Source organism: Hyphococcus luteus (assembly GCF_002943565.1).
In the GTDB taxonomy this organism is placed as follows: domain Bacteria; phylum Pseudomonadota; class Alphaproteobacteria; order Caulobacterales; family Parvularculaceae; genus Hyphococcus; species Hyphococcus luteus.
This window is the reverse complement of the sequence record NZ_PJCH01000001.1, coordinates 76,562-101,451: the sequence shown is the minus strand read 5'-3', so window position 1 is coordinate 101,451 and position 24,890 is coordinate 76,562. Positions and strand designations below refer to the sequence as shown.

The 24,890-nt window shown below is 61.2% G+C and carries 16 protein-coding genes; 13 read left to right on the top strand and 3 right to left on the bottom strand.

What is annotated here, in order from left to right:
- Window positions 1–810, bottom strand: a complete 810-nt coding sequence (locus CW354_RS00370) for a metallophosphoesterase family protein (RefSeq protein ID WP_104828068.1) — start codon at window positions 808–810, stop codon at window positions 1–3.
- A gap of 164 nt (window positions 811–974) precedes the next feature.
- On the opposite strand from CW354_RS00370, the gene CW354_RS00365 reads away from it, so the two are divergent.
- The 3 genes from CW354_RS00365 (at window position 975) to CW354_RS00355 (ending at window position 3,687) form a co-directional block, all read left to right on the top strand.
- Window positions 975–1,766 (top strand): response regulator, encoded by a 792-nt coding sequence (locus CW354_RS00365; RefSeq protein ID WP_104828067.1) that lies wholly within the window; start codon window positions 975–977, stop codon window positions 1,764–1,766.
- Entirely contained in the window at window positions 1,763–1,981 is a 219-nt protein-coding gene (locus tag CW354_RS00360; RefSeq protein ID WP_104828066.1) for a hypothetical protein, read from the top strand. Before CW354_RS00365 ends, CW354_RS00360 begins: the two co-directional genes overlap by 4 nt.
- A 104-nt stretch (window positions 1,982–2,085) precedes the next feature.
- Complete coding sequence (locus CW354_RS00355) at window positions 2,086–3,687, top strand: PAS domain S-box protein (protein WP_165793451.1); 1,602 nt, start codon at window positions 2,086–2,088, stop codon at window positions 3,685–3,687.
- Window positions 3,688–3,745: 58 nt separating this feature from the next.
- Here the strand turns inward: CW354_RS00355 and CW354_RS00350 are convergent, their stop codons facing one another.
- Window positions 3,746–3,916 (bottom strand): DUF1328 domain-containing protein, encoded by a 171-nt coding sequence (locus CW354_RS00350; RefSeq protein WP_104828461.1) that lies wholly within the window; start codon window positions 3,914–3,916, stop codon window positions 3,746–3,748.
- 202 nt (window positions 3,917–4,118) lie between these two features.
- Here CW354_RS00350 and CW354_RS00345 point away from each other — a divergent pair, with 202 nt between their 5' ends.
- The 8 genes from CW354_RS00345 (at window position 4,119) to CW354_RS00310 (ending at window position 12,328) form a co-directional block, all read left to right on the top strand.
- On the top strand, window positions 4,119–4,460 hold the full coding sequence (locus tag CW354_RS00345; RefSeq protein WP_104828064.1) for a DUF883 family protein: 342 nt from the start codon (window positions 4,119–4,121) through the stop codon (window positions 4,458–4,460).
- 21 nt (window positions 4,461–4,481) lie between these two features.
- Window positions 4,482–4,901, top strand: coding sequence for a phage holin family protein (locus CW354_RS00340; protein WP_104828063.1), 420 nt, complete (start codon window positions 4,482–4,484; stop codon window positions 4,899–4,901).
- A 310-nt stretch (window positions 4,902–5,211) separates the two neighbouring features.
- Window positions 5,212–5,913 carry a hypothetical protein gene (locus CW354_RS00335; RefSeq protein WP_104828062.1) on the top strand — a complete coding sequence of 234 codons (702 nt, stop codon included), beginning with the start codon at window positions 5,212–5,214 and terminating at the stop codon, window positions 5,911–5,913.
- 189 nt (window positions 5,914–6,102) lie between these two features.
- Window positions 6,103–6,282 carry a YqaE/Pmp3 family membrane protein gene (locus tag CW354_RS00330; RefSeq protein WP_104828061.1) on the top strand — a complete coding sequence of 60 codons (180 nt, stop codon included), beginning with the start codon at window positions 6,103–6,105 and terminating at the stop codon, window positions 6,280–6,282.
- Window positions 6,283–6,354: 72 nt separating this feature from the next.
- Entirely contained in the window at window positions 6,355–7,392 is a 1,038-nt protein-coding gene (locus CW354_RS00325; RefSeq protein WP_104828060.1) for a helix-turn-helix domain-containing protein, read from the top strand.
- A gap of 163 nt (window positions 7,393–7,555) precedes the next feature.
- On the top strand, window positions 7,556–9,964 hold the full coding sequence (locus CW354_RS00320) for a TonB-dependent receptor (protein WP_104828059.1): 2,409 nt from the start codon (window positions 7,556–7,558) through the stop codon (window positions 9,962–9,964).
- A 90-nt stretch (window positions 9,965–10,054) separates the two neighbouring features.
- Complete coding sequence (locus CW354_RS00315) at window positions 10,055–11,014, top strand: alpha/beta fold hydrolase (RefSeq protein WP_165793450.1); 960 nt, start codon at window positions 10,055–10,057, stop codon at window positions 11,012–11,014.
- On the top strand, window positions 11,015–12,328 hold the full coding sequence (locus tag CW354_RS00310) for a spinster family MFS transporter (protein WP_207764591.1): 1,314 nt from the start codon (window positions 11,015–11,017) through the stop codon (window positions 12,326–12,328).
- A gap of 10 nt (window positions 12,329–12,338) precedes the next feature.
- Here CW354_RS00310 and CW354_RS00305 read toward each other — a convergent pair whose 3' ends face one another.
- Window positions 12,339–14,237, bottom strand: coding sequence for a sensor histidine kinase (locus CW354_RS00305; protein WP_165793449.1), 1,899 nt, complete (start codon window positions 14,235–14,237; stop codon window positions 12,339–12,341).
- Between the two features lie 110 nt (window positions 14,238–14,347).
- On the opposite strand from CW354_RS00305, the gene CW354_RS00300 reads away from it, so the two are divergent.
- Window positions 14,348–14,977 carry a response regulator gene (locus CW354_RS00300; RefSeq protein WP_165793448.1) on the top strand — a complete coding sequence of 210 codons (630 nt, stop codon included), beginning with the start codon at window positions 14,348–14,350 and terminating at the stop codon, window positions 14,975–14,977.
- 166 nt (window positions 14,978–15,143) lie between these two features.
- The gene (locus tag CW354_RS00295) at window positions 15,144–24,887 is read left to right on the top strand and encodes an autotransporter outer membrane beta-barrel domain-containing protein (RefSeq protein ID WP_104828055.1); all 9,744 of its coding nucleotides are present in this window, start codon (window positions 15,144–15,146) and stop codon (window positions 24,885–24,887) included.
- Window positions 24,888–24,890 lie beyond the last annotated feature (3 nt).

Here is a 24,890-nt window from a genome sequence, read left to right as displayed (position 1 = left end):
CTATTCGGCGGAGCGCCAAACGTCGGCTATTTTCTTGAAAGTCCGCCCTGCGCCCGGTTCAAAGGCGCCGCCGGAAAACTGTCTGGTGACGAGGCGGATTTTATTTTTTTCAGCTTCGACAATTCCGAAACTTGGCTGTTCGCCGCGTTCGCGGGTGCTCATCGCCGTGCCGGCCTGGATCGATAGAATACGGTTGCCCGTGGCGGCGATCGGTTCCGCCGACGCGACATGAACATGCCCGGTTAAAATGGCGCTGACGCCGTTCTCGGCGAATTCCCGGAGCGCATAGTCGCCATTGCTGACGATTCTCGACCCGGCCTTGCCGGGGCCCAGCGTCACCGGATGGTGCAGCGCAAGAAACACCATGCGTCCGGCGTCCTTTTCCTCTTGCGCCATGGCGCTCGCCGCTTTCACGGCGGATTTGGAAAGACGCCCGTAAGACCAGTTCAGCCGGGGCTGGGCGCGGCGGGCGGAGTTGACGCCCACGACGCTGACCGGGCCGAGATTGACGCGCTGGATCGAGGCGGCGCCGATATGGGTTTCGTAGCGCGCCCAAGGCTTAAAGAAGCGAAGCCCGAGATTATAGACCGGCGCGTCGTGATTGCCGGGAACCGCCAGAAACCGGCTTTTGAGGGTCCCTAAAAACGCTGCCGCTTCGGCGAATTCCCTGCGCCGGCCGGACTGGGTCAGATCGCCGGTAATCACCGTAAGGTCCGGTTTTGCCTCGTTGAGCGCCTGAGTCAGCGCGGTCAGCGCCGCCGCATTGGCGCGGCCGAAATGCAGGTCTGAAATATGGGCGAGCTTGACCACGGGCGGATTACACGGGAAATTGGCGCTGGTTCGGCTTCATGTTGGTTTATAATGATTATTTCGCCGGATTGAGGGAACTGCAAATCGCAATGAGGTGTTTTTTTCGGGCTGGCTTCAGCGCAGGGCTGAGGCTTCGCCAGAATTGAAATCAGGACGGAAGATCAGTGTTTTTACCAGTCAGCGCGTCCATCCGGCAGTTTGCTCGCGCCGTGACGGCGGACCGGATGGCGGGGGATGAGCTTGCAAACGCGGTCATGGCCGAAGCGGCGCGCACGGGCCGGGCGGCGGGCGCGACGCGGGCTGAGCTGTTTCGCGAGTTCATTTTGAAATGGCGGGAGATCGTCGCTTCGGACGCGCCGCCCAAACCTTTTTCTAATGTGGAATATGTCAAAAGCCTCGGGCCGTTGCCGTCGCAGTCGCGCCTCGTGCTTTTGTTGAGCGATATTTGCGGGTTGTCCCAGCGCGACGTCGAATATGTTCTCGCGCCCCTGACGAAGCCTTATGAGGAGCTGCTGGCGGAAGGCCGCTCCCTCGTCAAGGCGGCGCGCGGCGCGCACACGGCCTTGATCGTTGAGGACGAGCCGCTTATCGCAGCCGATCTGAAGGATGTTTTGGAGAATATGGGCGTGAAGGTTGTCGGGCAGGCGCGCACGGCGGAGCAGGGCGCGCGCGAAGCGGTGAAAAAGACGCCGGACGTCGTGTTGGCGGACTACAATCTTGACGGCCGGAAAACCGGCGTCGACGCCGTGGTGGCGTTTCACGACGATCACGATTGCCCGGTCATCTTCATCACCGGCTATCCCGACGACGTTCTCAAAGGGGACGACGTCGAACCGGATTTCGTCATTGTCAAACCGTACCGGCCGGAAGCCGTTCAGGCCGCCGTCGCGCATTGTCTCGATACGATGCGTTTCACAACAATAGACGGCGAGCTCGTCAATGGTGATGTGCAATGAACAGCGACAAGACGTCCGCGCCTGAGAAGCGCGTTGAAAAACTTCAGATCATGGTCGCCGATTCCGAATTGGCGATGATCGACGACTGGCGCTTTGAGAACAGAGCGGCCAGCCGCTCCGCCGCGATCCGCTCTTTGATTTATCTGGGTCTTGAGCTGACGAAGTCCGATCCCGAGAAAGTTTCGCAGCTTCTGGATCAGCTCGACAGGGCCTGACGGCCGAACCGATGAAATTATTCCGGAACCCGACAGCGCGCATATTCCGAAGCGTCTTGCAGTCGCGCCGGTCGGGGCGAATCTGGATTGCAGCCGGATTCGTTTTGACTGCGCTCGCCGTTCTGATTCCGAATTCCACGCTCCCTCTTCTCACTCTTGTGTCGCTGATCGGCGCAACCGCGTCGGGTTATCTGGCGCCGGCGAAGCGCACGGTTTTATGGCTCGGTTGCGTCGCGCTGATTGCGGCGGTGATCGTCTGGGCCGGGCCGGGCGAGCTCAACAACAACGGACTGCAATGGCTCGCCGCCGCCATCGTCCTCATCATCGTCACTGCGGCGGTCATCTATTATATCCGCAAACTTGAGGAACGGGCTTTCGAATTCAGCTGGCAGGCGGAGATTTCGGCGGAAGCGGCGGAGCTTGGCGTCTTTCGCTGGGATTGCGACTCCGACGATCTTCACGCCAACCAGAAATTGCGTCAATTGCTGCAACTGCCGCCGGGCGCCAAGGTGTATGGCGAAGATGTTTTCAGCAAGGTTCACGAGGATGATATTGACCACCTTCGTGAAGAGCTCGATATCGCCTGCGACGGCGAACGGAATTTTCGTGCTGAATTTCGCGTGAAAATCGACGGCGACCGCTATCGCTGGATCGCCGGCCGCGGACGCGCGATTGTCGATCCGCGCTCGGGCGCGCTTAGTCTCGCCGGCGTGAATTACGACATCACCGAAATGAAAGAGCGGGAAAGCCTTGTCAGCAAGCTGATTGACGGCATTGGCGCGCTGTTTTCGATTACGACGCCGGAAGGCCGCATTCTCGAATTGAACGATTTCGGCGAAGCCCTGTCCGGCGTTGCCCGCGACGAGTGGATGAACGCGCAGTTCTGGGAGCTTGGCATGTGGGGCCGGTCCAAAGAGACCAGAAACGCCGTGCGCGATTTGGTGAAACGGACCGCGGCTGAAGGGCAGGTTACGGGCGAGGCGCCGTTCTGGAAAAGCGACGGCGAAAAAGGCTGGGCGCTTCTCACTGTAACGCCGATCGAATCCGACTTCGGCGAGCCTTTGCATTTATGCCTGTGCGCTGTCGATATCTCCAAACGCAAGACGGCGGAGGAAAGCAACGCGCTTCTGGTTCAGGAGCTTAATCACCGGATCAAGAACTTGTTTTCGGTGACGAATGCGCTGATCAGCCTCAGCGCGCGCTATGCGACGACAGTGGAGGATTTCGCCGAGGCGACCCGCCAACGGCTCTTCGCGCTTCACGCCGCGCATAATGTCGGCGCGGTCGATCTGAAAAAGCGCAACGCCGATCTTCGCGAGATTCTGGAGACGACGTTGCGGCCCTGGCGGACGGACCCGCAACGCATTTTCATCGACGGCGCCTCGCTCACGCTGGACGCCGGCGCGGCGACGGCCTGGGCCCTGATCGTTCATGAGCTCGTCTCCAACGCCGCCAAATACGGCGCCTTGAAAGAAGCCGGCGGGAAGCTGACAATCGATTGGCGCGATGGCGAAGACGCGCTTGTTTTCGAGTGGCGGGAGGAAAGTCATCAGTTTTCTTCCGGCGAAGCTTCCGATGACAAGGGCTTTGGCCAGACCATTGTCGACAGGCTGGTCGACGGCTTTCTTGGCGGCGAGATCGAACGCACGCTGACCGGCCAGGGCGTTTTCGTGAAGATCACGATTGAAAAACACGCGGAGGAATAAAAAAAACGCCCGCCTTAAAAAAGCGGGCGTTTTTGTCGGGGCATGGCAGCCCGTCTTGTTACGGCGCCCGGCCGCGCACGGCGCGCGCCACCATGGCGATGACGAACAAGACGAGGAAGACAAAGAACAGAATCTGCGCAATGCCCGCCGAAGCCGCGGCGACGCCGCTAAAGCCGAGAAATGCTGCGATCAAAGCAATGACCAAAAATGTCAGGGCCCATCCAAGCATAAAAGCCTCCATTTTTACCGGATTTGCTAATCCTGTGCCCTGAAAACAGCTGGCTGCGGCCCCGGTTCCGCAAAACAACCGCCGCACTATGAGTAAGTGGTGGAAAATGAGGCGCATCCGGCATTCCCGGCGTTCCGGGAACGATCCTTTGCAGGCCGTGTTTTGGAGCAAAACGGATCAGTGAAAGGAAAGGAGCTTTGTCATGTACGGTGAAAAAGCCATGGATGCGACAAAGAAAAAAGCCGTCTCGGCCTCCGACGCCGATTTGAGCGAAGATCTCGCCGCCCTGCGCAAGGATCTGGCGGCGCTGCGTGACGATGTGGTTGCGCTCGGCGCGAAGAGCGCGGTCGATGCGGGCGAAGCCGTTGAAGACAATGTTTCGAAGGTTCGCACCCAGGCGGAGAAGTTTATTTCCTCCGCCGACAAGGAAGGCCGCGCGGCGATGTCCGAGGTTGAGAAAAACGTGCGGGAAAATCCGGTTGCGTCTCTCGGCGCGGCGGCTGCGCTCGGCTTTCTCGTTGGGCGCGTCATCTTGCGGAAATAACAACGCTTTCAGGTGCGCATCATGTTCAAGCTGTTTCAGGTCATAAAAGAGGAGGGCGAGGACGCCGTCCGCAAAACAATCTGGACAATGTTTGCGGCGTTTTTGCTCGTGATCGCGGTGGGATTCGCCGCCGCGGCGAGCGCCGTGGCCTTGAGCAATTATGTGCCGATGTCGGTTGCGCTCGCGATCAGCGCCGGCGGCGTCGTCGTGGTCGGGCTTGTCTGCCTCATCGTGGCGGAGCGCGATCATTATCACACGCCCGCCGAGCCCCAGGCGTCGACGCCGCCGGCGACGCTGAACCTGTTGAACAGCGGTCTTGTCGATCAGGCGACGCAGCAGCTTCTGCTTGAAAAGGTGAAGTCGAAGCCAGCGGGCGTCCTCGCCATTGCGGCGGCGGCGGGCCTTGCCGTCGCGGCGCTCGACGCCTTTGACGACGATTAACGTCGTATTGGCGCGGCGCCGGCGCCTTGCGCAAGCCCCCATGAGGCGGGCCGAATGTTTCTGAACCAGATGTCCCTGAAATTGAAAATGACGGTCCGCGCCGCAATGCGAGGGGCGGTGATTGCGGCGCGGAACCGTCAGGGGCAGGTCGTTTTGACGGCGGACCAAAGGGGCGGACCGGCCCATCCGTCCAAGGATTAACAAGGCGCGCACGCGGGAGTTCCCGGTTGCGACGAAAAAAGCGGGTGAGAAAGCGTTATCAGCCGACGGGCTGGGATTTGATTAGGGGTGAGGCGATGCCTATTTGCATATGCATTCAAAGGCGGAACGGCGCGAGGCGCGGGTGAAAAAGATGTGGCTTAGAGCGGTCCTGTTGGCGGCGACGGCGGTGGCCGGCGGCGCGGCCTTGGGCCGGTCCGCGGCGAACAAGGCCGTCAAAACGCGCGTCACCCAGGCTGTCGATATCGCCAAGGCGACCGCGATTGAAGATCTGAGCCGGGAAACCACCTCTGTCGTGCGCCAGCGCGTTCAGGCGACAGCCGTCTCCCTGTTATGGAAAACAGCCATCGTCAGCGCTTTGTTTGCGCTGCATGGCAGCGGCGATTTAACGGCGCGCGGCTTTCAGCTCTTGGTGGTCGTCATTACGCTCGGGTTTGCCGTGCGGGACATCATCATGATGGCGCCTCATGTCTGGCGCGGCTATGTCTATGTGCGCGGCCATGACTGGAAGCCGGCGACGGCGCTGAAGGAGTTCATCGCCCGGATCGTTTTCGACCGCGCTTATGAAAAAGCGCTGGAAGCGACGTCGGAGCCCGGCGCCAGCCACGCCATCGCGCTCTCATCCTATACCAAAGAAGCGGTGTCCGCCGAGATCGCCCATGCGGTGAGCGACATCGCCAGGACCTCGAGCATTCGCATTATCCGCATGCGCGCGGCCGTGGGGGCCGCCGTCATCGTAACGGTTTCGGCCGCCTATTCCGCCTTTATTACGTTCGCGCTTCTTCACGCCTGATCCCCGCGAAAGCACAAGGGCGGGGGGAACCATAAGCGCCGCCGCCTGTTCTTTACGCGACAGCAGAGGGAGAACCCGCTATGGTCAGCGCGGTCATTTTATTGGGCTTTATTTTCTCTGTGGCGGCGCTCGGCGTCTCCGCCTTTTTCACCTCTGACCGCCTCAATTGAGGGACAAAGGAGATCAGACATGGATATCTTACGCGTCCTGCTTTCAATTTTGCTGCCGCCTGTGGGCGTCGCGCTGCAGGTCGGCATCACGACGCAATTCTGGATCAATGTGATCCTCACCCTGTTCGGCTATATTCCGGGCATCATCCACGCGCTCTGGGTCATTTTGAGCCGCAAGGACGCGCCGGGCGGCGTGTAAGTCCGCCGAAGGCGGTTTTTCAGGCCGCATCGCCCGCTTGGCGAGGCCCCGCCGCGCCGCTAGGTTGCGGCCATGCTGGACCCCGAACAGTCGATTTCCGTGAGGTTTGAGCGCGTTGCGCCGCTGGTCGAAAGCGCGCGCGGCGAGGGAATCGATCTTGAAAAGCTGTTCGCCTCTCTCGATCTGCCGCCGCAGCTTCTCGACGGCGGCAGGAACGAGTTCATTTCCCTTGCGGATTATTACCGGCTGCAGAACCGGCTCTCGATACTTACCGGCGACGAGACCGTGCATCTGTCGTCGCGGCAATTGCTGCCGGGCAGCACGGATTTCGTTCTGTCGCATCTGACGGATTGCGAAAATCTTTATGAAGTGATGTGCGTCGTCGCCAAGTCCTACAATCTGCTTCATGGCGGTCAGTTCAACCAGGTGGAGAAAAAACGCGGGACTATCGACTATCTGATCGACGACAGAAATTTTCCCTATGCAGGAATCAATTCTTCTGAAGAAATATATTTTCAATGCGAGTGCATATTGATCTTTCTGCATTGCCTGTTGATGGTGATCTCGCCGGCGGCGCGCGATGCGATCAAATCGCTGGCGATCTGCCGGCCGAGTCCCGGCGGCGATTGCGGCCATCTCGGCTATTGGGACGCGCCGATCCGTTTCGGGTCGAACATCTATAAAGTTTCGTTCGACCGCGAGGCGGCGATGCAGCGCATCAAGACGCCCTCGCCGGAGGCCCTTACAGCAAACGCGGTCTATCAGATGATCGTCGAAACCGTCGCGGGCAAGCACGCCGCCATTGGAAAGGCGAATGCAATCTCGGCCCGCGTGCGCGACGCGCTCGCCCGCGGCATTGTCGAGCAGCCCGATGTTGCCGGCCAGATGGGGCTCTCCGTCGCCACCCTGCGCCGCCGTCTCGCGGAGGAGGGCTTGAAGTTCCGCGAGCTGCGCGAAGAAGTCCTGAACGAGACCGCAAAACGCCTCTTGAAAGAAGGCCGCTCGGTCAGCGACGTCTCCGAGGCGCTCGGTTTTTCGGAAGCGCGCGCGTTTAATCGCGCCTTCAAGGACTGGAATGGCGTGACGCCGAAAACCTATTTGAATCAATAAACTAATTTAAACTAGCAGTTGGGCTGCCCTCACAATTTCGATCTGGATATGGGTATGATGAGCGAAAATGTCCTCGCTCCTTGAGCTATCGGGTCATTATGCGAAGCGGCCATCTCCACTAGTTTCCCGGCAAAACAATAAATGCGTGTTCAGGGAGGCTCATATGAAAACAAGTTTGAAATCCGTCCTATTTGCGAGTGCGGGCAAGGCCGGTCTTCTGGCCGTTTGCGCCGGCGCCGCGTTCGCCGCCGGAGAAACCGGCGCCTACGCCCAGGACGATCAGGCGTCGCAAGGAACCGGCGACGTGATCGTCGTGTCTGCGCGCCGCCGCGAGGAAAGCCTGCAGGACGTGCCGCTCGCCGTCTCTGCTTTTTCCGGGGACGATCTTGATAATCTCGGCGCGCAGGATCTCACCGACATCGAAGCGATCGCGCCGAATGTGACGCTGGAAACATCGCGCTCCACCAATACGACGCTCACCGCCTTCATTCGCGGCGTCGGCCAGCAGGACCCGGTCGCCGGCTTCGAAGCGGGCGTCGGCATCTATATCGACGATGTTTATCTCAATCGTCCGCAGGCGGCGCTGCTCGACATTTACGATGTGGAGCGCATCGAAGTCTTACGCGGGCCGCAAGGCACGCTATACGGCCGCAACACCATCGGCGGCGCGGTGAAATATGTGACGCGCCGTCTCACCGACGAGCCGGAAGCGCGCCTGCGCCTGACCGGCGGGACCTATGGCCAGTTCGATGCGATCGGCAGCTTCAACCTGCCGCTGATCAAAGAAAATGCGTCGGGCGGTTATCTGCGCGCCGGCGGCGCCGTCGCCTATCTTTCCCGCAACGGGTTCGGCGACAATCTTTTCAACGGCCTTGAGAACTACAACAAGGACATTCTGGCGGGGCGCCTGACTGTCGACTGGGGCCTGAATGAGGATTTTTCGATCCGCGTCACCGGCGACTGGACCGACGACAATTCCGATCCGCGTCAGGGCCACCGTCTGTTGCCTTATACCGATCTCACCGTCGCGCCGCCGGTCGACTATCCGGTGCTCGACAATGTCTTCGACACGCGCTCCGGTCTGAACACGCCGGAGCAGAGCGTCGTGGCGCGCGGCGTTTCTGCTGTCGCTGAATGGAGCGTCACCGATGCGCTGACGCTGAAAAACATCGTCGCCTATCGCGCCGACCGCACCGAAACGCCGATCGACTTCGACTCGCTGCCGATCGTTGATCTTGACGTGCCGGCGATTTACGACAACGACCAGTTCAGCGAAGAGTTTCAGGCCGTTTACGAAGGCGACCGCCTCTCGGGCGTCGCCGGCTTCTATTATCTCGACGCCAATGCGCAGACGATCTTCGACGTTATTCTCGAAGAGACGGGCGCCTTGCCGGTCGTCGGCTTGCCGGGATTGAACGCATTCACCAACAGCAATGTCGACACGTCCACCTGGTCGATCTTCGGCGACTTTTCTTTCGATCTCACCGATACGGTGTCGATTTCGGCGGGCGGGCGCTACACCTCTGACAAGCGCACGATTTCGCTCGAACGCTTCACCTATCTTGGCGGCTTTTCGCCGATCTTCGGCGGGCCTGACCGGCTGCCTGTGAACGCCGCCGCCGATCTCGATGCGGACGCGAAGTTCACCGACTTCACCCCGCGCGCCAGCATCTCCTGGGAGCCGACGCCGGAACACACGCTTTACGCGTCCTTCTCGCAAGGCTTCAAAGGCGGCAGTTTCGATCCGCGTTGCGGCGCCAACGCCGCGCCCGATCTCGATGGCGACGGCGCAGGCGGGGCGGCCGATTATGAAGACCAGGTCGAATTCTGCCGCTTCGAGCCGGAAAACATCACCACTTATGAACTTGGCTGGAAGAACAGCCTTGCGGGCGGGCGCTTCACGTCGAGTCTTGCGCTGTTCTATTCCGACTATAAGGACGTGCAGGTGCCGGGTTCGGTCGGCGTCGACGCCGACATGGACGGCATTTCGGAAACCTTTGCCGGCGTGACCACGAACGCCGCCGAAGCCACCCTTTACGGTCTTGAGGTCGAGGGGCTGGCGGTGCTCGCCGAAGATCTCGCGGCGGCCGGCGACTCCCTGAATTACCAGTTCTCTCTCGGCTATATTCACAAAGAGTATGACGAATATCAGGGCCGGACCGGCACGGATATTTCCGATCTCGCCGTGTTCCAGAACACGCCGTCGATCACCGCTTTCAGCCGGTTGTCCTATGACCGGCCGGTGGCGCTCTTCGGCAAGGACGGCGACGCGCAGCTCTCGACGTCATTCTCTTACCGCAGCTTTACATACCAGTTCGGTTATCCCTCTCCGCTCGACCAGCCGGAAGTCTGGCTGATGAACGCCGGCCTGTCCTGGACATCCTCCGACGGTGGCCTGCGCCTCAGCGTTCACGGCACGAACCTTCTCGACAAGGAATATGTGGTCGCCGGCTATGATTTCGTGACGTCGGCGCCGGAATTCGGCAATTCGCCGCTCGGCCTCAGCGGCGTGTTGACGACCTTTTACGGCAATCCGCGCCAGGTCTTCGGCACGGTTGAAGTTGCGTTCTAGACGCCTCCTCCCGGTCTAGGACAACAGGCGGCGATCGGCGTATAGAGATCGCCGCCGCTTTTTCCGGCAAAGCGAGAAGGGCGCATTCCCGTGAAGAAAATTTTGATCGGCCTTGCCGTTGTCGCGGGGCTCGTTGTTGCAGCAGGGGGCGTACTGGTCTGGCGCGCAAGCGCCGGCCTTTCCCCCGCCGCGCTTGAAAGCCGTTACGCAACATCCGCCGACCGTTTTGTCGAGATCGCCGGCGCGCGCGTACGCGTGCGCGAAGAAGGGCCACAAGGCGCGCCGCCGATCCTGCTTATCCACGGCTTCACTCACAGTCTTGAAACCTGGGACGGCTGGGCGAAAGCGTTCAGCAAGACCCATCGCGTCATTCGCTACGATCTTCTCGGTCACGGGCTCACCGGTCCCGACCCGAAGGAGCGCTATGCGCCCGAAGAGCGCGCCGCGTTCGTTGGCGACGTGCTCGACGGCCTTGGCGTTGAGCATGCAGTCATTGTCGGCAATTCGCTCGGCGGGCTCGCCGCCTGGCGATTCGCTCATGATCATCCGGACCGCGCTCAGGCGTTGATCTTGATTTCGCCGGGCGTTTATTCCCTGAACGGCGTCAGCGACGAGCCGGCGGAAATCCCGGCGGCGATGAAAGCTTATTTGATGACGGCGCCGGAAGCGGGCGTCGCGGCGAGCGCAAAGATTATTTACGGCGACGATTCAAAGCTGACGACCGAACGCCTCAAGACCATGCGCGCCATGATGCGCCGGCGCGGCAACGGCGAGGCGATGATCAAGTCGCTCGAAGAATTCACGCTGCCCGACCCGACAGCGCTCTTGCAAGACATCGAAACGCCGACGCTCATCCTCTGGGGCGAAGCCGATGCCGTGATCCCCATAGAGCAGGGCCGGCGCATGCAGGCGGAGATGCCCAACGCCGCGCTCATTACTTATCCCGGCGTCGGTCACGCCGCACAGGAGGAGGCGCCTGAGGAGACAGTCGCAGACGCAATCGAATTTCTGGAAAGTCTTTCCGCAAACGGTGAAGAGGGTCCGGAATAAATGAAAGCGCCGAGCCCGTTTTACCGCGCTTATGTGCTGTTTGCGCTGGTCGTCGTCTACACCTTCAATTTCATCGACCGCCAGATCGTCGGCATTCTCGCCGTGCCGATCAAAGCCGACCTGGCGCTCACCGACACGCAATTGAGCCTGATGGGCGGGCTCGCCTTTGCGCTGTTTTATACGTTTCTCGGCATCCCCATCGCCATGCTGGCCGACCGGTCGAGCCGGACCTGGATCATGACCGGCGCGCTCGCCATATGGAGCGCCATGACCGCGGCCTGCGGGTTCGCGCAGAGCTTCCTGCATCTGTTCCTGGCGCGGCTCGGCGTCGGCATCGGCGAGGCGGGCGGCGTCGCGCCGGCTTATTCGCTTATCTCCGATTATTTCCCGCAGGAAAAGCGCGCCCGCGCGCTCAGCATTTATTCTTTCGGCATTCCCATCGGCTCGGCGCTCGGCATTCTTCTGGGCGGCGTGTTGACGAGTTATCTCGGCTGGCGCGAAGCGTTCATCATTGTCGGTCTTGCCGGGCTCGCCATCGTTCCCGTCTTCCGTCTCACCTTGCGCGAACCGACGCGCGGCGGACTTGACCGGGCGGGCGCGCCGCGCGGGCCGGCGTCTATCGGCGATGTCGTCAGCACGATCATAGCCAAGCCGAGCTTCTGGGGCCTGTCGCTCGGCGCGGCGAGCTCCTCCATGATGGGCTACGGCCTGATCTTCTGGCTGCCGTCTTTTTTCGTCAGAAGCTACGGCGACGCCCTGCCGGAATTTTTCGCCTGGATGCCGGATGCGTTCGTGCCCGCCAATCCCGGCCCGCTGCTTTACGCCTCTTATTTTTATGCGGCGATCCTTTTGATCGGCGGGCTCGCCGGAATCTGGTTCGGCGGCGCCATGGCGGACCATTTCGGCAAGGACCGCAAAGGGACTTACGCTTTCGTGCCGGCCTGCGCGTTTCTTGCGACCATTCCGTTTTTCCTGGCGGGCGTCACAACACACTCCCTGTGGATCGCCTTTCCGGCCTTTCTCGTCATTCAGGCGCTGAGCCTTGTCTGGCTGGGACCGGTTCTCACGGCGTTTCAACATCTCGCCCATGCGAATATGCGCGCGACGGCCTCGGCGATTTTCCTTTTCATCAACAATCTGATCGGCATCGGGCTTGGCAATCTCGCCATAGGCGCGATTTCCGACGCGCTCAATGCGCGCCTTGGCGATGAAAGCCTGCGCTACGCCATTCTTTGCGGCACGGTGTTTTATTTCATCGCGGCGGCGCTTTTGTTTCTGACGGCGCCGCGCCTCAAGAAAGACTGGGTTGAGTGATAAGGCGCGCTTAATCAATCCGCGCGAGCGGCACGAGCAGTTTGGCGACCGTGCCCGAGCCCTTGAAGCTTTCCAGCGTCCATTTCAGATTTTCTTCCCGCGCCAGTTTCGCAACGATGGACAGCCCGACGCCTTTGCCAGAATCGGATTCTTCCGCCATGGCGCCGCGTGCGTAACGCTGCCTTATAGCGGCAAGCTCTTCCGCCGACATGCCCTCGCCAGTGTCGTGCACTTCAAGGGACAGATAGTCGCCGCGCCGTTTCGCGCCCACCAGAACACGCCCGCCGGGGGCGTAGCGGATCGCATTCGAGATGAAATTCGTCATAATGCGCAGCACCGGAAACGGCCGGCCGTCGATCCGGAGGGTCGTCGGCATGACTTTAAAATCGGCTGTCTGTTTTTCAGCGTCCGCTTCGAACATGGTTTCGAGGGCGGAGAAGAATTTGTTGAGTTCGATTGCCTCTGACTCGGCGTCGTCGTTCTTGCGTCCCGCCTCGTCTTCCTCGATGGCTTTTTCAAGTGCGGCTTCGACAAGCTCTTCCATATAATTGAGCGAATGTTCAATCTCTGAGATCCGCTCTCCCGGGGCCTTTTGAGCAAGAACCTCGCTCATGGCTGCGCGCAGGGCGTAAAGGGGCTGGCGAAGATCATGCGTGGTGTCTACGAGGAGCTGACTGTTGGTCTCTGCAATGGTCTGGGCCAGATGGTGCTTTTGTTCGAGGCGCGCAAGCCGGTTGTGAAGCTGAAGGTTTGTGTCGAGCGCCGCGATGCGCTCCTGATCCAGTTTTTCACGGTCGCGCTGTAAATCGACAATGCTGAAAACGCTGGCGAGGCCCATCATAAAGGCGTCGAAAACCATAGCGACGCGCATGATGTCCAAAGAGGCCGCCCGGCTGATGTCGACATTGATCCAGTGGACGATGGTCATGACGAAGGACGCGCACAGCACGCCCAGCCAGCCGATAACGAAAAACAACGTGCGCCCGCCATATTTGCGATAGGCTACAATGCCGATAGACAGGAAGATCATGATGGCCAGGGTCGTCGTTAAAACGGCGGCCTTTTTTGCTTCAGCAGGGCCGATAATCAGCGCTGAAGCAACGATGGCGATCTGCATGACGATGATGCCGATGAGAATCTTGTCAATGATCGGATGTATCGACTTGGTCTGCAGATAGACCCTTGTGAAGAGGGCGGCGAAGATGGCGAGCGACGCGCCGACAGGCAAGGATGAAAAATTGTTCCATACCGGCGCATTCGGCCAGAGATATTGGAAAGCGTAGCCGTCCCGCTGCAGCAGATAGAGAAGGACGCTGCCGGCGTAAATTGCATATGCAACAAAAGTGGGGTTCTTCCAGAACAGGCGTCCGACGAAGCTGACCAGGATAAACATCGCCATGACGCCGTAAAAAGCGAAGTCCACCGTGATGCGGTGCGCGGCCGTGCTTGCGAAGCTGAGCGGGGTTTCCAACGCAACGGGCAGAACCGTGCTCCCCTCTGAGGTGTAGCGGATATATAAAACGCTTCGCTCTCCGCGTTCGATTGTAAATGGCGCCGCCAGTTCGTGATAATCCACGGGCCGGGATCGGAACGGCGAGTGAACATCCTGGTTGAGGATGATCTCTGCGCCGTCATCGGATGCTTTCCAGATCGTCATGTCGTGCATGAAATTCGTGTGCATGACGAGAATTAGGTCGAGCGTCCTGGCGCTTTCATTCCGCACGCCTATTTTCAACCAGATGCCTTTATTTGTGTAGCCGAAGTCCGGTTCGCTGGTTTTTGTCGGTTCGAATCGCGCCTGATATTCAGGCTTTTGAATATCGCTAAGGGACAGCTTTTTTCCCGTTTCAAGGAAATAGGAAACATGATCGTCGATGCGGCCGGCCGGCGCGCCGGCCTGAACGATCACGCTCCGGTCTTGCGCCTCAGCTTCCGGGAAAGCCAGCAGGGCAATTCCCAAAGCCGCAAAAATTATGTAAAGACATTTCAGCATGGCCAATGGGCGGAGGGCTGAGCGTCTTGACGTATTCTGTCGTGATCGCTGACGATCATATGCTTGTGCGGCACAGCATAAGGCGCATCCTTGAAAACGCGGCTGAGTTCGAGGTGGTCGGCGAAGCCGATAATGGGGTCTCCGCGGTGACGCTTGTCAAGTCGCTTCGGCCTCATCTGGTCGTGCTCGATATTGCCATGCCGCAGGCGACAGGCGTCGAGGTGATCGAAGAAGTTCGCCGCTGGAGTCCGGAAACGAAGATCGCTGTCATTACCGGCATGAACTCCAACTCCATGTTGCAGCATGTTTATGAAAGCGGCGTCGATGGCGTTTTCCTGAAGACCGGCGATGCGTCGGGCTGGGCCGGCGATTTCCTGGCGATTTGCGAAGGCGAGCGCAGAATCAGCGATTCGGTGCGAAAACTGGTCAATGACCGGGCTGGAAAGGACGCCCTGACCGGCCGGGAGCGGCAAATCCTGTTCGGCATCGCCCGCGGCGAGACCAACGCCGTCATTGCCGAGCGTCTTGGGATCAGCGCCAACACCGTCGACAAGCATCGCACCAGCATCATGCGCAAGCTTGGCGTGCATTCCGCGGCGGCGCTGCTCGCGCGCGCCTTGCGCGACGGTTTGCTTGAAGGCGCCAATCAGAATTAGCGCCGCTTCGGCGATTGCTCCTAAAAGTTGCAAAGCAATGTGATTTTGTCACGAGGCGCTCTCCATATGGTGTGATTCCACCATTGAGGCGGCGCCCGCATCCTCGCACCTTGCCCCGCGCGCTGGGAGGGTCTCGCGCGCCAATGACGCTTCTGGGGAGAGGTTCATGAAAACGACTGTCGACAACACCGCACGCCGGCGCGCCCTGCGGCGCGCGCTTTTAGCGTCAAGCGGGCTTGCGGCCCTTTCGCAGTTTATGCCGGCCGCTCATGCGGAAGAGACGGTCGAAGAAACCGCGCAGGAGCTGAGCCGCCGTTCCGATTATCGCACGCTCTCCGACGTCACGATCGATGTTCAGGAATCCACGGACAGCGCCGGCCTGACGCCTAATCTTTTCGTCATCGGCGTTGACGCCGACTTTGGCAATGATCGCGTCACCCTGACCGGCGACAGCGATGTGCGCGGCTTTGTCGAAAAGGACAATAGTTTCTCAGGGCTTGGCGGTTTTTCGGCTTTCCTCGATTTCTTTCCGGATGTGGATGAAACGACAGTCGATGTTTTCGGCGTTGAAGGCGGGTACGGGGCCAATACGCTGGCGCTTGAGGATATTCTGGTCGTCGATGCGAAGGTGACGGCGAACCAGACGGATTTCGATTTTCCCAACCGCAGCGAACCGGATGACGATCTCATCCCGCTTTCGCTTGGCTCTAATGTCTATTCGTCGGCGCTCGGCTTCACCAGCACGCGCGGGCGTTCGCGAACGACCAATTCCGGCTTGCTGACGGTTGGATCGACCGCGGAGTTTTCGCGGCGGGATTTCGAGGTCAATCTCGCCGGTCTCGATCTGACGTCTGCGCTGCGCACAAGCAAAGCACTGGCGATCGGTTTGGGCGGCGACCGTTATACGGATTATCTGACCAATGCGCTGGGCGGCGAAATCACGACAACGGCGATCAGCGACATTTCCATCTTCGGCGTAACGCTCCAGGCCGTGCAATTGGGCGGCGTTCCCGACGCCTCGCAGACCAGCGCGATCAGCGCCGCCATGGATGGCGGGCGGGGCAATGACATTCTGTTGAACGAGGGCGAGCTGACGGCGAATGCGACGTCGACGCTGTCGGAAACCGATCTCAGCGCTCAGGTCAAAGAGCTTTCGCCGCCAAGCAGCCTGTTGCCGGAGTCGGAGGAAAGTTCGTTTTCCCTCGCCGTCGCCACAGGCATGAATGGCGGGCTCGGCGCGGATCGCGTGACCAATGAAGGCGACATCGATCTCAGCGCTTTCGCCGATTTCGACCAGTTCGGACTGGTCGTCTCGGACGGCGGCATCAGCAGCGATGCGGTCGTGACGGTCATTGACCATTTCAATCCGGAAGAGAGCGAAGAATATGTCGAGGAAGGCGCCATTGCGGAAATCGTCGGCCTGCGCGGCGACGACCGCGCCGAACTTGGCGGCGGCGCCGACAGGCTGACCAATGCGGGCGACATCACCGGAACGGCGACGGCGGACAGCGATGTGGCGAGCGTCAGTATCGGCGTGCCTTTGAGCGAAGTCTTTGACGTTAAAAAACTTGGCGTCGGCTCTTCCAAAGGACTCACGCTCGCCCATCAGGCGCTGAGCGCCTTCGGCGTCGGGCTTTTGGACTACAGCAGCGATGCGGCGGCTTTTGCGGATGGCGTGCGCGGCGGCGCGGGCTATGACGACATCGCCAATACCGGCCTGATCGATATTACGGCGAATTCCAGATCGAACACGGTCGGCGTTGCTGTCTCCACTTTCGATCTGGCGCCCGATGGCGATGGGCCCGACGAACCGTTCAGCGTCAACGCCACGGTCGTCAACAGCGCCGCCAATGCGGTGTCGCATTCGGTCGGCCTCTCCGGCGGCGCGGAAGACGACGACATCGTCAATGACGGCGTGGTGATCAACCGCGCCGACGCCGAAGCGGGCTCGACGGAAGTCGGCGTCGCCATGGCGGTCGAGGACAAGGCGCTGCAGATCGAGGTTCCGGTCATCTTCTCCCAGACCAGCGCTACAGCGCAGGCCGACGGCATCGACGCCGGCGACGGGTTCGACAATGTTCAAAACAACGGCGATCTGACCAGCGTCGCGGACGCCGCCGCGACCAGCACCGATGTGACGGTGGGGCTCAGCCTCATCAATACCGGCGGCGGCATCAATGCGGCCATCGTCGACAAGAACATCCTTGCCGATGCGGCCGCGACCGGCATTCGGGACGGGCTTGGAACGGATATGGTCGACAACGCCGGGACGATCGACGCCACGGCGATTGCAGATGCAAGCTCCACATCGGTGGGCGTCGACGTCACCGTCAACACGGCGGCCGGATTATCGCTCACGAGCGGGCTCGCCAAGGCGGAGCAGACCGCGACATCGCGCGCCTTCGGCGTTGAGCGCATTCTCGACGATCTCGACGCTGACGCCAGCTTCACCAGCACAGGTGAAATCGACGCAAATGCGACAGCGACGTCAACACGCACGTCCGTCTCGGTTGATCTTGCTTTCACGAAGACAGGCCTCGCCATCGCCGCGCCGATCATCTACGCAGACAATCGCGCCGAGGCGGACGCCGGGGCGCTGATCAGCTTTGAAGCCGACGACGTCTTCACCGGACTTGCCGACATGTCCGCGACCGCCGATGCGAAAGCGACCTCCACGGGCGTCGGCGTCAGCGGCGCGGTCACCAATGTCGGCGTGGGCGTCGGCGTCAGCGTGCTGAAATCCTCGACGATTGCGGATTCGGACGCGACATTGCTCAGCTTCGGAACGGGCTCCGACACGGTGATGAACGGCGCCGTGCTTTTCGCAGATTCCGATGCGACGAGCCGCTCGACCGATGTCAGCGTCGGGGTTGGCGGCACGACAAAAGGCCTCGCCATCGGCGCCTCTCTGGTCGACAACAATACGGACGCTCTCGCCAATGCGACGACTATCAAGACCGGCGATGATAATGACGTCGTCGTCAATGACGGCGGTGCTTTAAGCAAAGACGGCGACGAGGAAGAAAAGTACGGCGAGATCAAAGCCGATGCGCTCGCCGACGCCAACTCCACCGGCGTGGGCGTCAGCATTTCCGCCGTTGTCGGCGCTCCTGGCGTCGGCGTTGGGCTTTCCGCCGCTTTGTCTCGCGCCGGCGTGCATGGCGACGCGGATGCGACCGCTGTCGATCTCGGCGCCGGGGAAGACCAGTTTTCGAACGCAGACAAGGTCGATGTCGATGCGACCGGGAAGGCGCGCAACGAAACCGTCAATGTCGCGCTTGGCGGCTCCATGATCGGCGCTGCGGTCAGCGGCGCCATTGCCGATACGTCCGTTGACGCCGATGCGAACGCGACCGGGGCCGAAGGCGGCGCGGGCGCCGATACGCTTCTCAATGAAGGCGTGATGATTGCCGATGCGACGGCCGACGCCAATACGGTCGGCGTCGCCGCGAGCGGCAGCGTCGCCGCAGGGTTTGCAGCAGGGGCGGCGGGTCTTCTCGCCGATACGAACGCCGACGCCATGGCGCTCGGCATGAATGGCGGCGAAGGCCAGGACACGGTCGAAAACGCCGGATCGATAACGATCGATTCCGACGCCGATGCGGCAAACGCGTCCGTCGCTGTGAATATCAACGTGGCGCCGACCGGCGTTTCCGCCGGCGCCGCGATTGTCAGCGCCAATACGATCGCCAATAGCGACGCCGTGGGTCTCAGCGGCGACGCTGCGGGTCTCAAAGACGACGACGAGACGACGCTTTCCGAGAGCGAGAATGACGTTGTCAGGAATCTGGCGGGGTCATTGACAGTGACGTCGCGCGCCGATGCGTCCACCGTCAGCGTCGGCGTCAATGGCCAGTATACTGGTTTCGGCGGCGTGGCGATTATCGCGGAGACGAATTCCACCTCCTATGCGGCCGGCCTGTTCGGCGGTTCCGGATCCGATGAACTGTTGAACGCCGCTTATATCGAAACGATGGCGGACGCATTCGGGTCTGGCCCCTCCGTCGCGGTCAATCCGATCGGCGCGAATATCGGCGATGTCAATACAGTAGCCAATGCTTATAGCTACGGGATGGATGGCGGCGTGGGCGACGATGCGCTTTTTAACACAGGCGTAATCTTTTCTGGCGCTCTGGCGGACGTGTCCGGGGAACTGGTGCAGGTGACGTTGATCGGCGGCACGCTCGGCGACCTGTCGACCAAGGCGAATGCAACCGCTTACGGGGTGTTCGGCTATGACGGCGACGATTTCCTCTCCAGCGCCGGCGATCTGACGACGACGTCTTCCGCAGATGTTACGGGCACGTCGGTTGCGGTGAATTTGGTCGGGGCCTCTTTCGCCGATGTGACGACCAAGGCCGACGCCTGGTCCGCGGCTCTCGCCGGCGGCGCCGGAAACAACATGTTCGCCCTCGGCGGCGATTTCTCGTCAACCTCGACGGCGAATGCACGCTCGACCGATGTTTCGGTGACGCTCGGCGGCGCTGCTTTCGCGGACTCTGCGGACGCGGCGACGAGTTCTCTCGCTTCCAGCTATGGCTATCTTGGCGGCGAGGATAGCGACGAAGGCGTGATCAGCGGCGTCGGGACGATTGTTTCGAACGCCGACGCTCGTAATGACGGCGCGGCGGCGGATGTCGCCGGCGCGTCTTTTGTCAAAACCGGACCGGCGGCGAAGGCTGTCGCCAGCCTCTTCAGCGGCGGCGCAGGGAGCGACATGGCGACCCATAGCGGCGATGGCGACGCCAACGCCGACGCGGACGCGATTGCCGGAGCGACCTCGGTTTCGCTGATCGGGGCCTCGAGCGCGAAGGCCGATCCCGTCGCTGAGGCGACGGCCCGCGGCCTTAGCGGCGAAGACGGGGCCGATATTTTGTCGAACACCGGCGAGTTGAACACCTACGCCGACGCCGACATGGATGTGGGCCGCTATCGCATCACGCTCGCCGGCGCCAGCATCGGCTCGGTGTCGAGCGCAAGCGACGCCGATGCGGCGGGACTTGACGGCGGCGCCGACAGCGACGTTCTGTCGAACAGCGGAACGCTCGACAGCGAAGCGCGCGCGAGCCTTGACAGCAACGGGGTCGACGTCACGTTCGCCGGCGCCAATGTCGACACCGCCTCCGGTAATCAGACAGCGAACGCATCGGCGGCGGGCGTTCTCGGCGGCGACGGCGCCGATACGATCGACAATGCGGGCGTTGTGATCAGCAATTCGCGGGCGACGGGAGAGGCGAGCCAGGTCGGCGTCGTCGTTGCGGGCGCCGGACTCGTTGACGCAAAATCGAAGCTCGATGCAACGTCGATTGGTCTCGATGGCGAAAGCGGCGACGATGACATTGTGAACCGGGGCGCCGTTACGTCCGTATCGACAGTCGCCGGCGGCAATGTAAACACCTCGGTGACGCTGCTTGGAGCGTCGAAAGGCGATACCGGCGCCGATGCGACGGCGCGGGCCTCGATTATCGAAGGCGGCGCGGGTCATGACGATATCCAGAATTACGGCGTCGGCGTCTCGACAGCGACCGCAGTGGGCGTTGCTTACAATGTGGAAGTGACGGCGGGCGGCGCGCTTCTGGGCCTCGCCGAGAGCAAAACCGAAGCGGCCGCCAACGGCCTTGGCGGCGGCGCGGGGGATGATGAGATATTCAATGCCGGGCGGCTCGATCTTAACGGCACGGCGAACGGCTCTGTCGGCCGCACCAGCGTCGCGGTCGCCGGGGCCGACGGCGGCGCCTCGCTGGAAACGGATGTTCTGGCGAGCGCAGTCGGGATTTCCGGCGGCGACGGAGACGACATGGCCGTCAACAACGCCGAGATCGATATCGACCTGTCCTCGACGACGAGCGCCAATTCCAGGAGCCGGGTCATCGCCGGCGCATCGAAAATCAACGCCGGTCTCTATTCGACCGTGGCCGGCGTCGGCATGAATGGCGGCGGCGAGGACGACGCGTTCGTCAATGACGTCGATGGCGACATCAATATCGCCGCGACCGCCACGATCAGCGCGAGCAGCAGCAGCTTTAACGTCGCCGGCGTTTCCGCCACCAACGGCTTGATGCGCAGCCGCGGCCACGGAACCGGCATGGCCGGCGGCGCCGGAAACGACGTTCTCAATAATTACGGCAATATCCATCTCGATATTAACGGCATTGCTTCCTCGAGCGGCTCGAACTTCACCGTGGCGGGCAGCGCGACGAGCGGCGGCGATGTCAAAGGAACGACCAATATTTACGGCATGGACGGCGGTGCCGGCGACGATCTGCTTTACAACACCGGGACGATCTATGCGCGTTCCGATGCGCGCGGCACATTCGGCTCGAGCGCGTATTCTTTCGCCGGCTATTCAGGCGCGGGCGGCGCCGTCGGCGCCACGGCGAGAACGACCGGCGTGTTTGGCGGGGCAGGTCTTGACGAGCTCTATCTGGGTGGAACTATCACAAGCATCGCTGACGCCCGGCTGACCATGAACAGCGATGTCAACGCCACCTTGGGCGCGTCGAACGGCAGCGCTTCGGTGCTGGGGGCTGAGGCCTATGGAAGGGGCGCCAATGGCGGCGCGAATGACGACGTCATCACCATCGCCGGCGCGCTGAACGCCTATGGCTATTCCAATATCTCGATGACGAACACCAAGTTCGCAGGCGTCGGCGCAGCGGACGGCACGAATGCGGCCTTTGCAAGGTCGGAAGCATGGGGCGTTCTCGGCGAAGCGGGCAATGACCTGCTGCGTAATGACGGCGTCCTCTATGTCAGTTCAGAGTCGAAAACCACCGGGTCGGGCGCGGCCGGCGCCGCGGTCGGCACAACGAGTTCCGCCGCCGAAGTCAAGGCGCGCGCCAACGCGATCGGGCTTTACGGCGGCGATGGCGTGGACACGCTGATCAACACCGGAACCATCACCGGCGAAGTCACGAACAGCACGCGGTCGAACAATACGGTTTCGAGCTACGCGATCTTCTCCAGCGGCCGGGCCAGGTCGACCAGCAGAAACTACGGTTACGGGACTCTCTTTTACGATGCGGAAAGCAGCACGACCGTTATCAATGACGGAGACGCCAAGCTTACTTATTTCGGCGACCGCGGCAGCTATCGCGGCCTTGCGCGGGCGGATGCGACAGCGAACGGCGTGACGGCCGGCGTCGGCACCGATGCGAAGGCCTACACCCGCGCTCATTCCTACACCACCTTGCGCGGCGTGCGTCTCGGCGACGGCTCGCATAATGTTGTGAACAACGGCGATTTGGAGATCGAATCCTTCGCTTTCTCGTCTTCCGCCGCGACCGGCAACGGCAATTCCGTGATTAACGGTCATGCGAGCGCCGATGCGCGCGCCTACGCCAACAGCAGCACGCTGACCGGCGTCGAAAGCCTTTCCGGCGCGCTGGACTTTGTGAATACCGGCCTGCTTCGCGTGTTGAACAAACCGAAAGGGGCGTCTTCCGCTGCGGCGAACGCTGTCGGCATAAGCGTTATCGACCCTGACGCAAGGTCCTATGCGAGAGTGGAGCTGAATGATGTCCGCGCCTTTGGCGTGCGCAGCGGGTCTGACGACGATCGGATCGAAAACTCGGGAACGATCAGCGTGCGCAGCCAGCCCGAAGCCAATCGCGCCCTGGCGAGATCGAAATCCGGCGGCGGGTTTTCCTTCAGCGTCGACGCTTTCACGGACGCCTATGCTTATGCAGATGATGCGGCGGCTTATGGCGTTCACGCCGGCGATGGCGACAACACCATCATCAATGACGGCCATATCACCGCTGTGTCCGACCCTTACGCCAAGGCGAGCGCCGAAAGCTATGGCAGCGGACGGGATGGAGACGCCGAGTCTTATTCGCGCGCTTACGCCCGGTATGCGAAAGCTTACGGCGTCGTCACCGGCGCTGGCGCCGATACGATCGTTAACAACGGAACAATCACTGTCTCCGCGACGCCGAGCGCCACGGCGACGACCATCGCGTCGAGGGGCAGTTATTGTTACATCGACACGCCCGCTTTGGTCATCGGCGGCGTGACGATTATTCCCGCGGTCACGGTTTGCGAGTATGGCGAGATCGATCAAAACGATAAAGCGTCCTATACGAATGGAAAGGTCACTGTCGGGATTTCGTCGGGCGACGGGAACGATGTCGTCACCAATGCCGGAACGATCAACGCCAGCGGCGGCACAGCGATCACGCTTGGCGATGGCGACGATACGCTTATCGTGAAGGAAGGCTCGAGCATTTCCGGGTCGATCTCCGCCGGCGCGGGAAGCGACACCTTGCATTTCGTTGGCGCTCATAGCTGGAATGTTTCCGGCCAGAGTTTCGAGAATTTCGCCAAGAGCGGCGCTGGGGTGACAACGCTTTACAACCCCGGCGCGCTGGGCGGGACGACCGACGTGTTTGAAGGCGTCCTCAGAATCAATGGCGGCGTTGCGATGAGTGCTGCAAGCCAGCTGACCACGTCTGTCTTCGCTGACGGAAGCGTGGGGCAGTTCGCCAGCACGAACGTCATCCAGGCGGGCGGCGCGCTCAATGTGCTTGCCAATGAAGGCGCCTATGTTGACGGGACGACCTATGAGGTGGTCGCAGGGACCGGCACCGATGACCTTACCGTCGTCATACCCAGTATTCCTCCTCAGATTGTCACCATTCCGGGCGTAGACGGGCTGCAGGGCGGCTTCGATACGATCACTTTGCCCGAGCCGACCGCCTTGCGCTCCTTTACAGGAGGCTATGGGCCTCACCAATATGCGGTGAGGGTCCATGTCGAGCCGATCTCCAGTCTGATGTCGGGCTCCAGCGCGACGGCGTCGTCTTTCGCCGCGGCGCTCGACAGCGCGACCTCTTTCGCAGAAGGCGGTGTGGAGACGACGATCGCTACGCTGCAATCGCTGCCCGAAGAAGAGCAAGTGGTTGGCGCCGTTGAAAGCATCACGCCGGAGCTTTCGACCGGCAACATTGAAATGACGAGCGCGACGCTCGACGCCGGCGTGACGGCGACCGAGCAGCGTCTCATGAGTTTCCGCGCCGGCAAGTCGAACCAGGCAGCGCCGACGACCTTCGGTTTCAATTTCTCCGAAGGCGCCAAGTCGACAAAAGGCGCCACGGCCTGGTCCGCGAATTTCAATGGCGGCAGCGCGGCCCCGGCCTTCGCCGCAAATTTCGCCGGCGATGTGGCCGGCTTCGCCCGCGGCGTCGATCTTGAAACCAGATCCGGCGCCTTGTTCGGCCTTTCCATGACCCATCTGCAGGGCAACGGGACGCTTGACGGCGCCCTGTCTGCGGCGGCGTTCAAGTCGACGACCACGACGCTTTACGGCGCCGCGCCCCTGGGCGAGGCCGGCTATGCGACGGTGGCGATGAGCTGGGGCAAAACCGACATTACCGGCGGCGATCCGCTCTACGCCGTCGGTCCGCAAAATTACGCCGGTTTCGACAAGAACGGCAGCGCGCTGGGCGTGAGTGTTGAGGCCGGCAGAAGCTTCCGCGATGTTCCGGGCGCGCCGGAAATGTTTGCGGCGCTCAATTACCGCGAAGCGAAAGGCGCCGCCTATGCGGAAAACAGGCTATCTGACCTGTCCTTGAATGTGGAAAAGGGCGAGGAGACGCAACTCGAAAGCGAATTCGGCATGCGGATGGTCAGTAAAATGAACATTCGCGGCGTGAATATTCGCCCGCATCTATCTCTTTCCTGGGTTCGCCGCTATGGTGAGGGCGAAAGCGTGACGGCGAGCTTTGCGGATATGCCGGATTATCGCTTCCGTCTCTTGGGCGAACGCGACAACCGCAATGCATTGAAGACGGAGGCCGGCTTCAATCTTCTCGCTGGAGAGCGTTATGAAGTGTCGGCCGCTGGCGTCAGCGAGTTCGGAGCGGAGAAAACCGAAGCGAGAGGCGAGATCCGCGCCCTCGTCAGGTTCTAACGG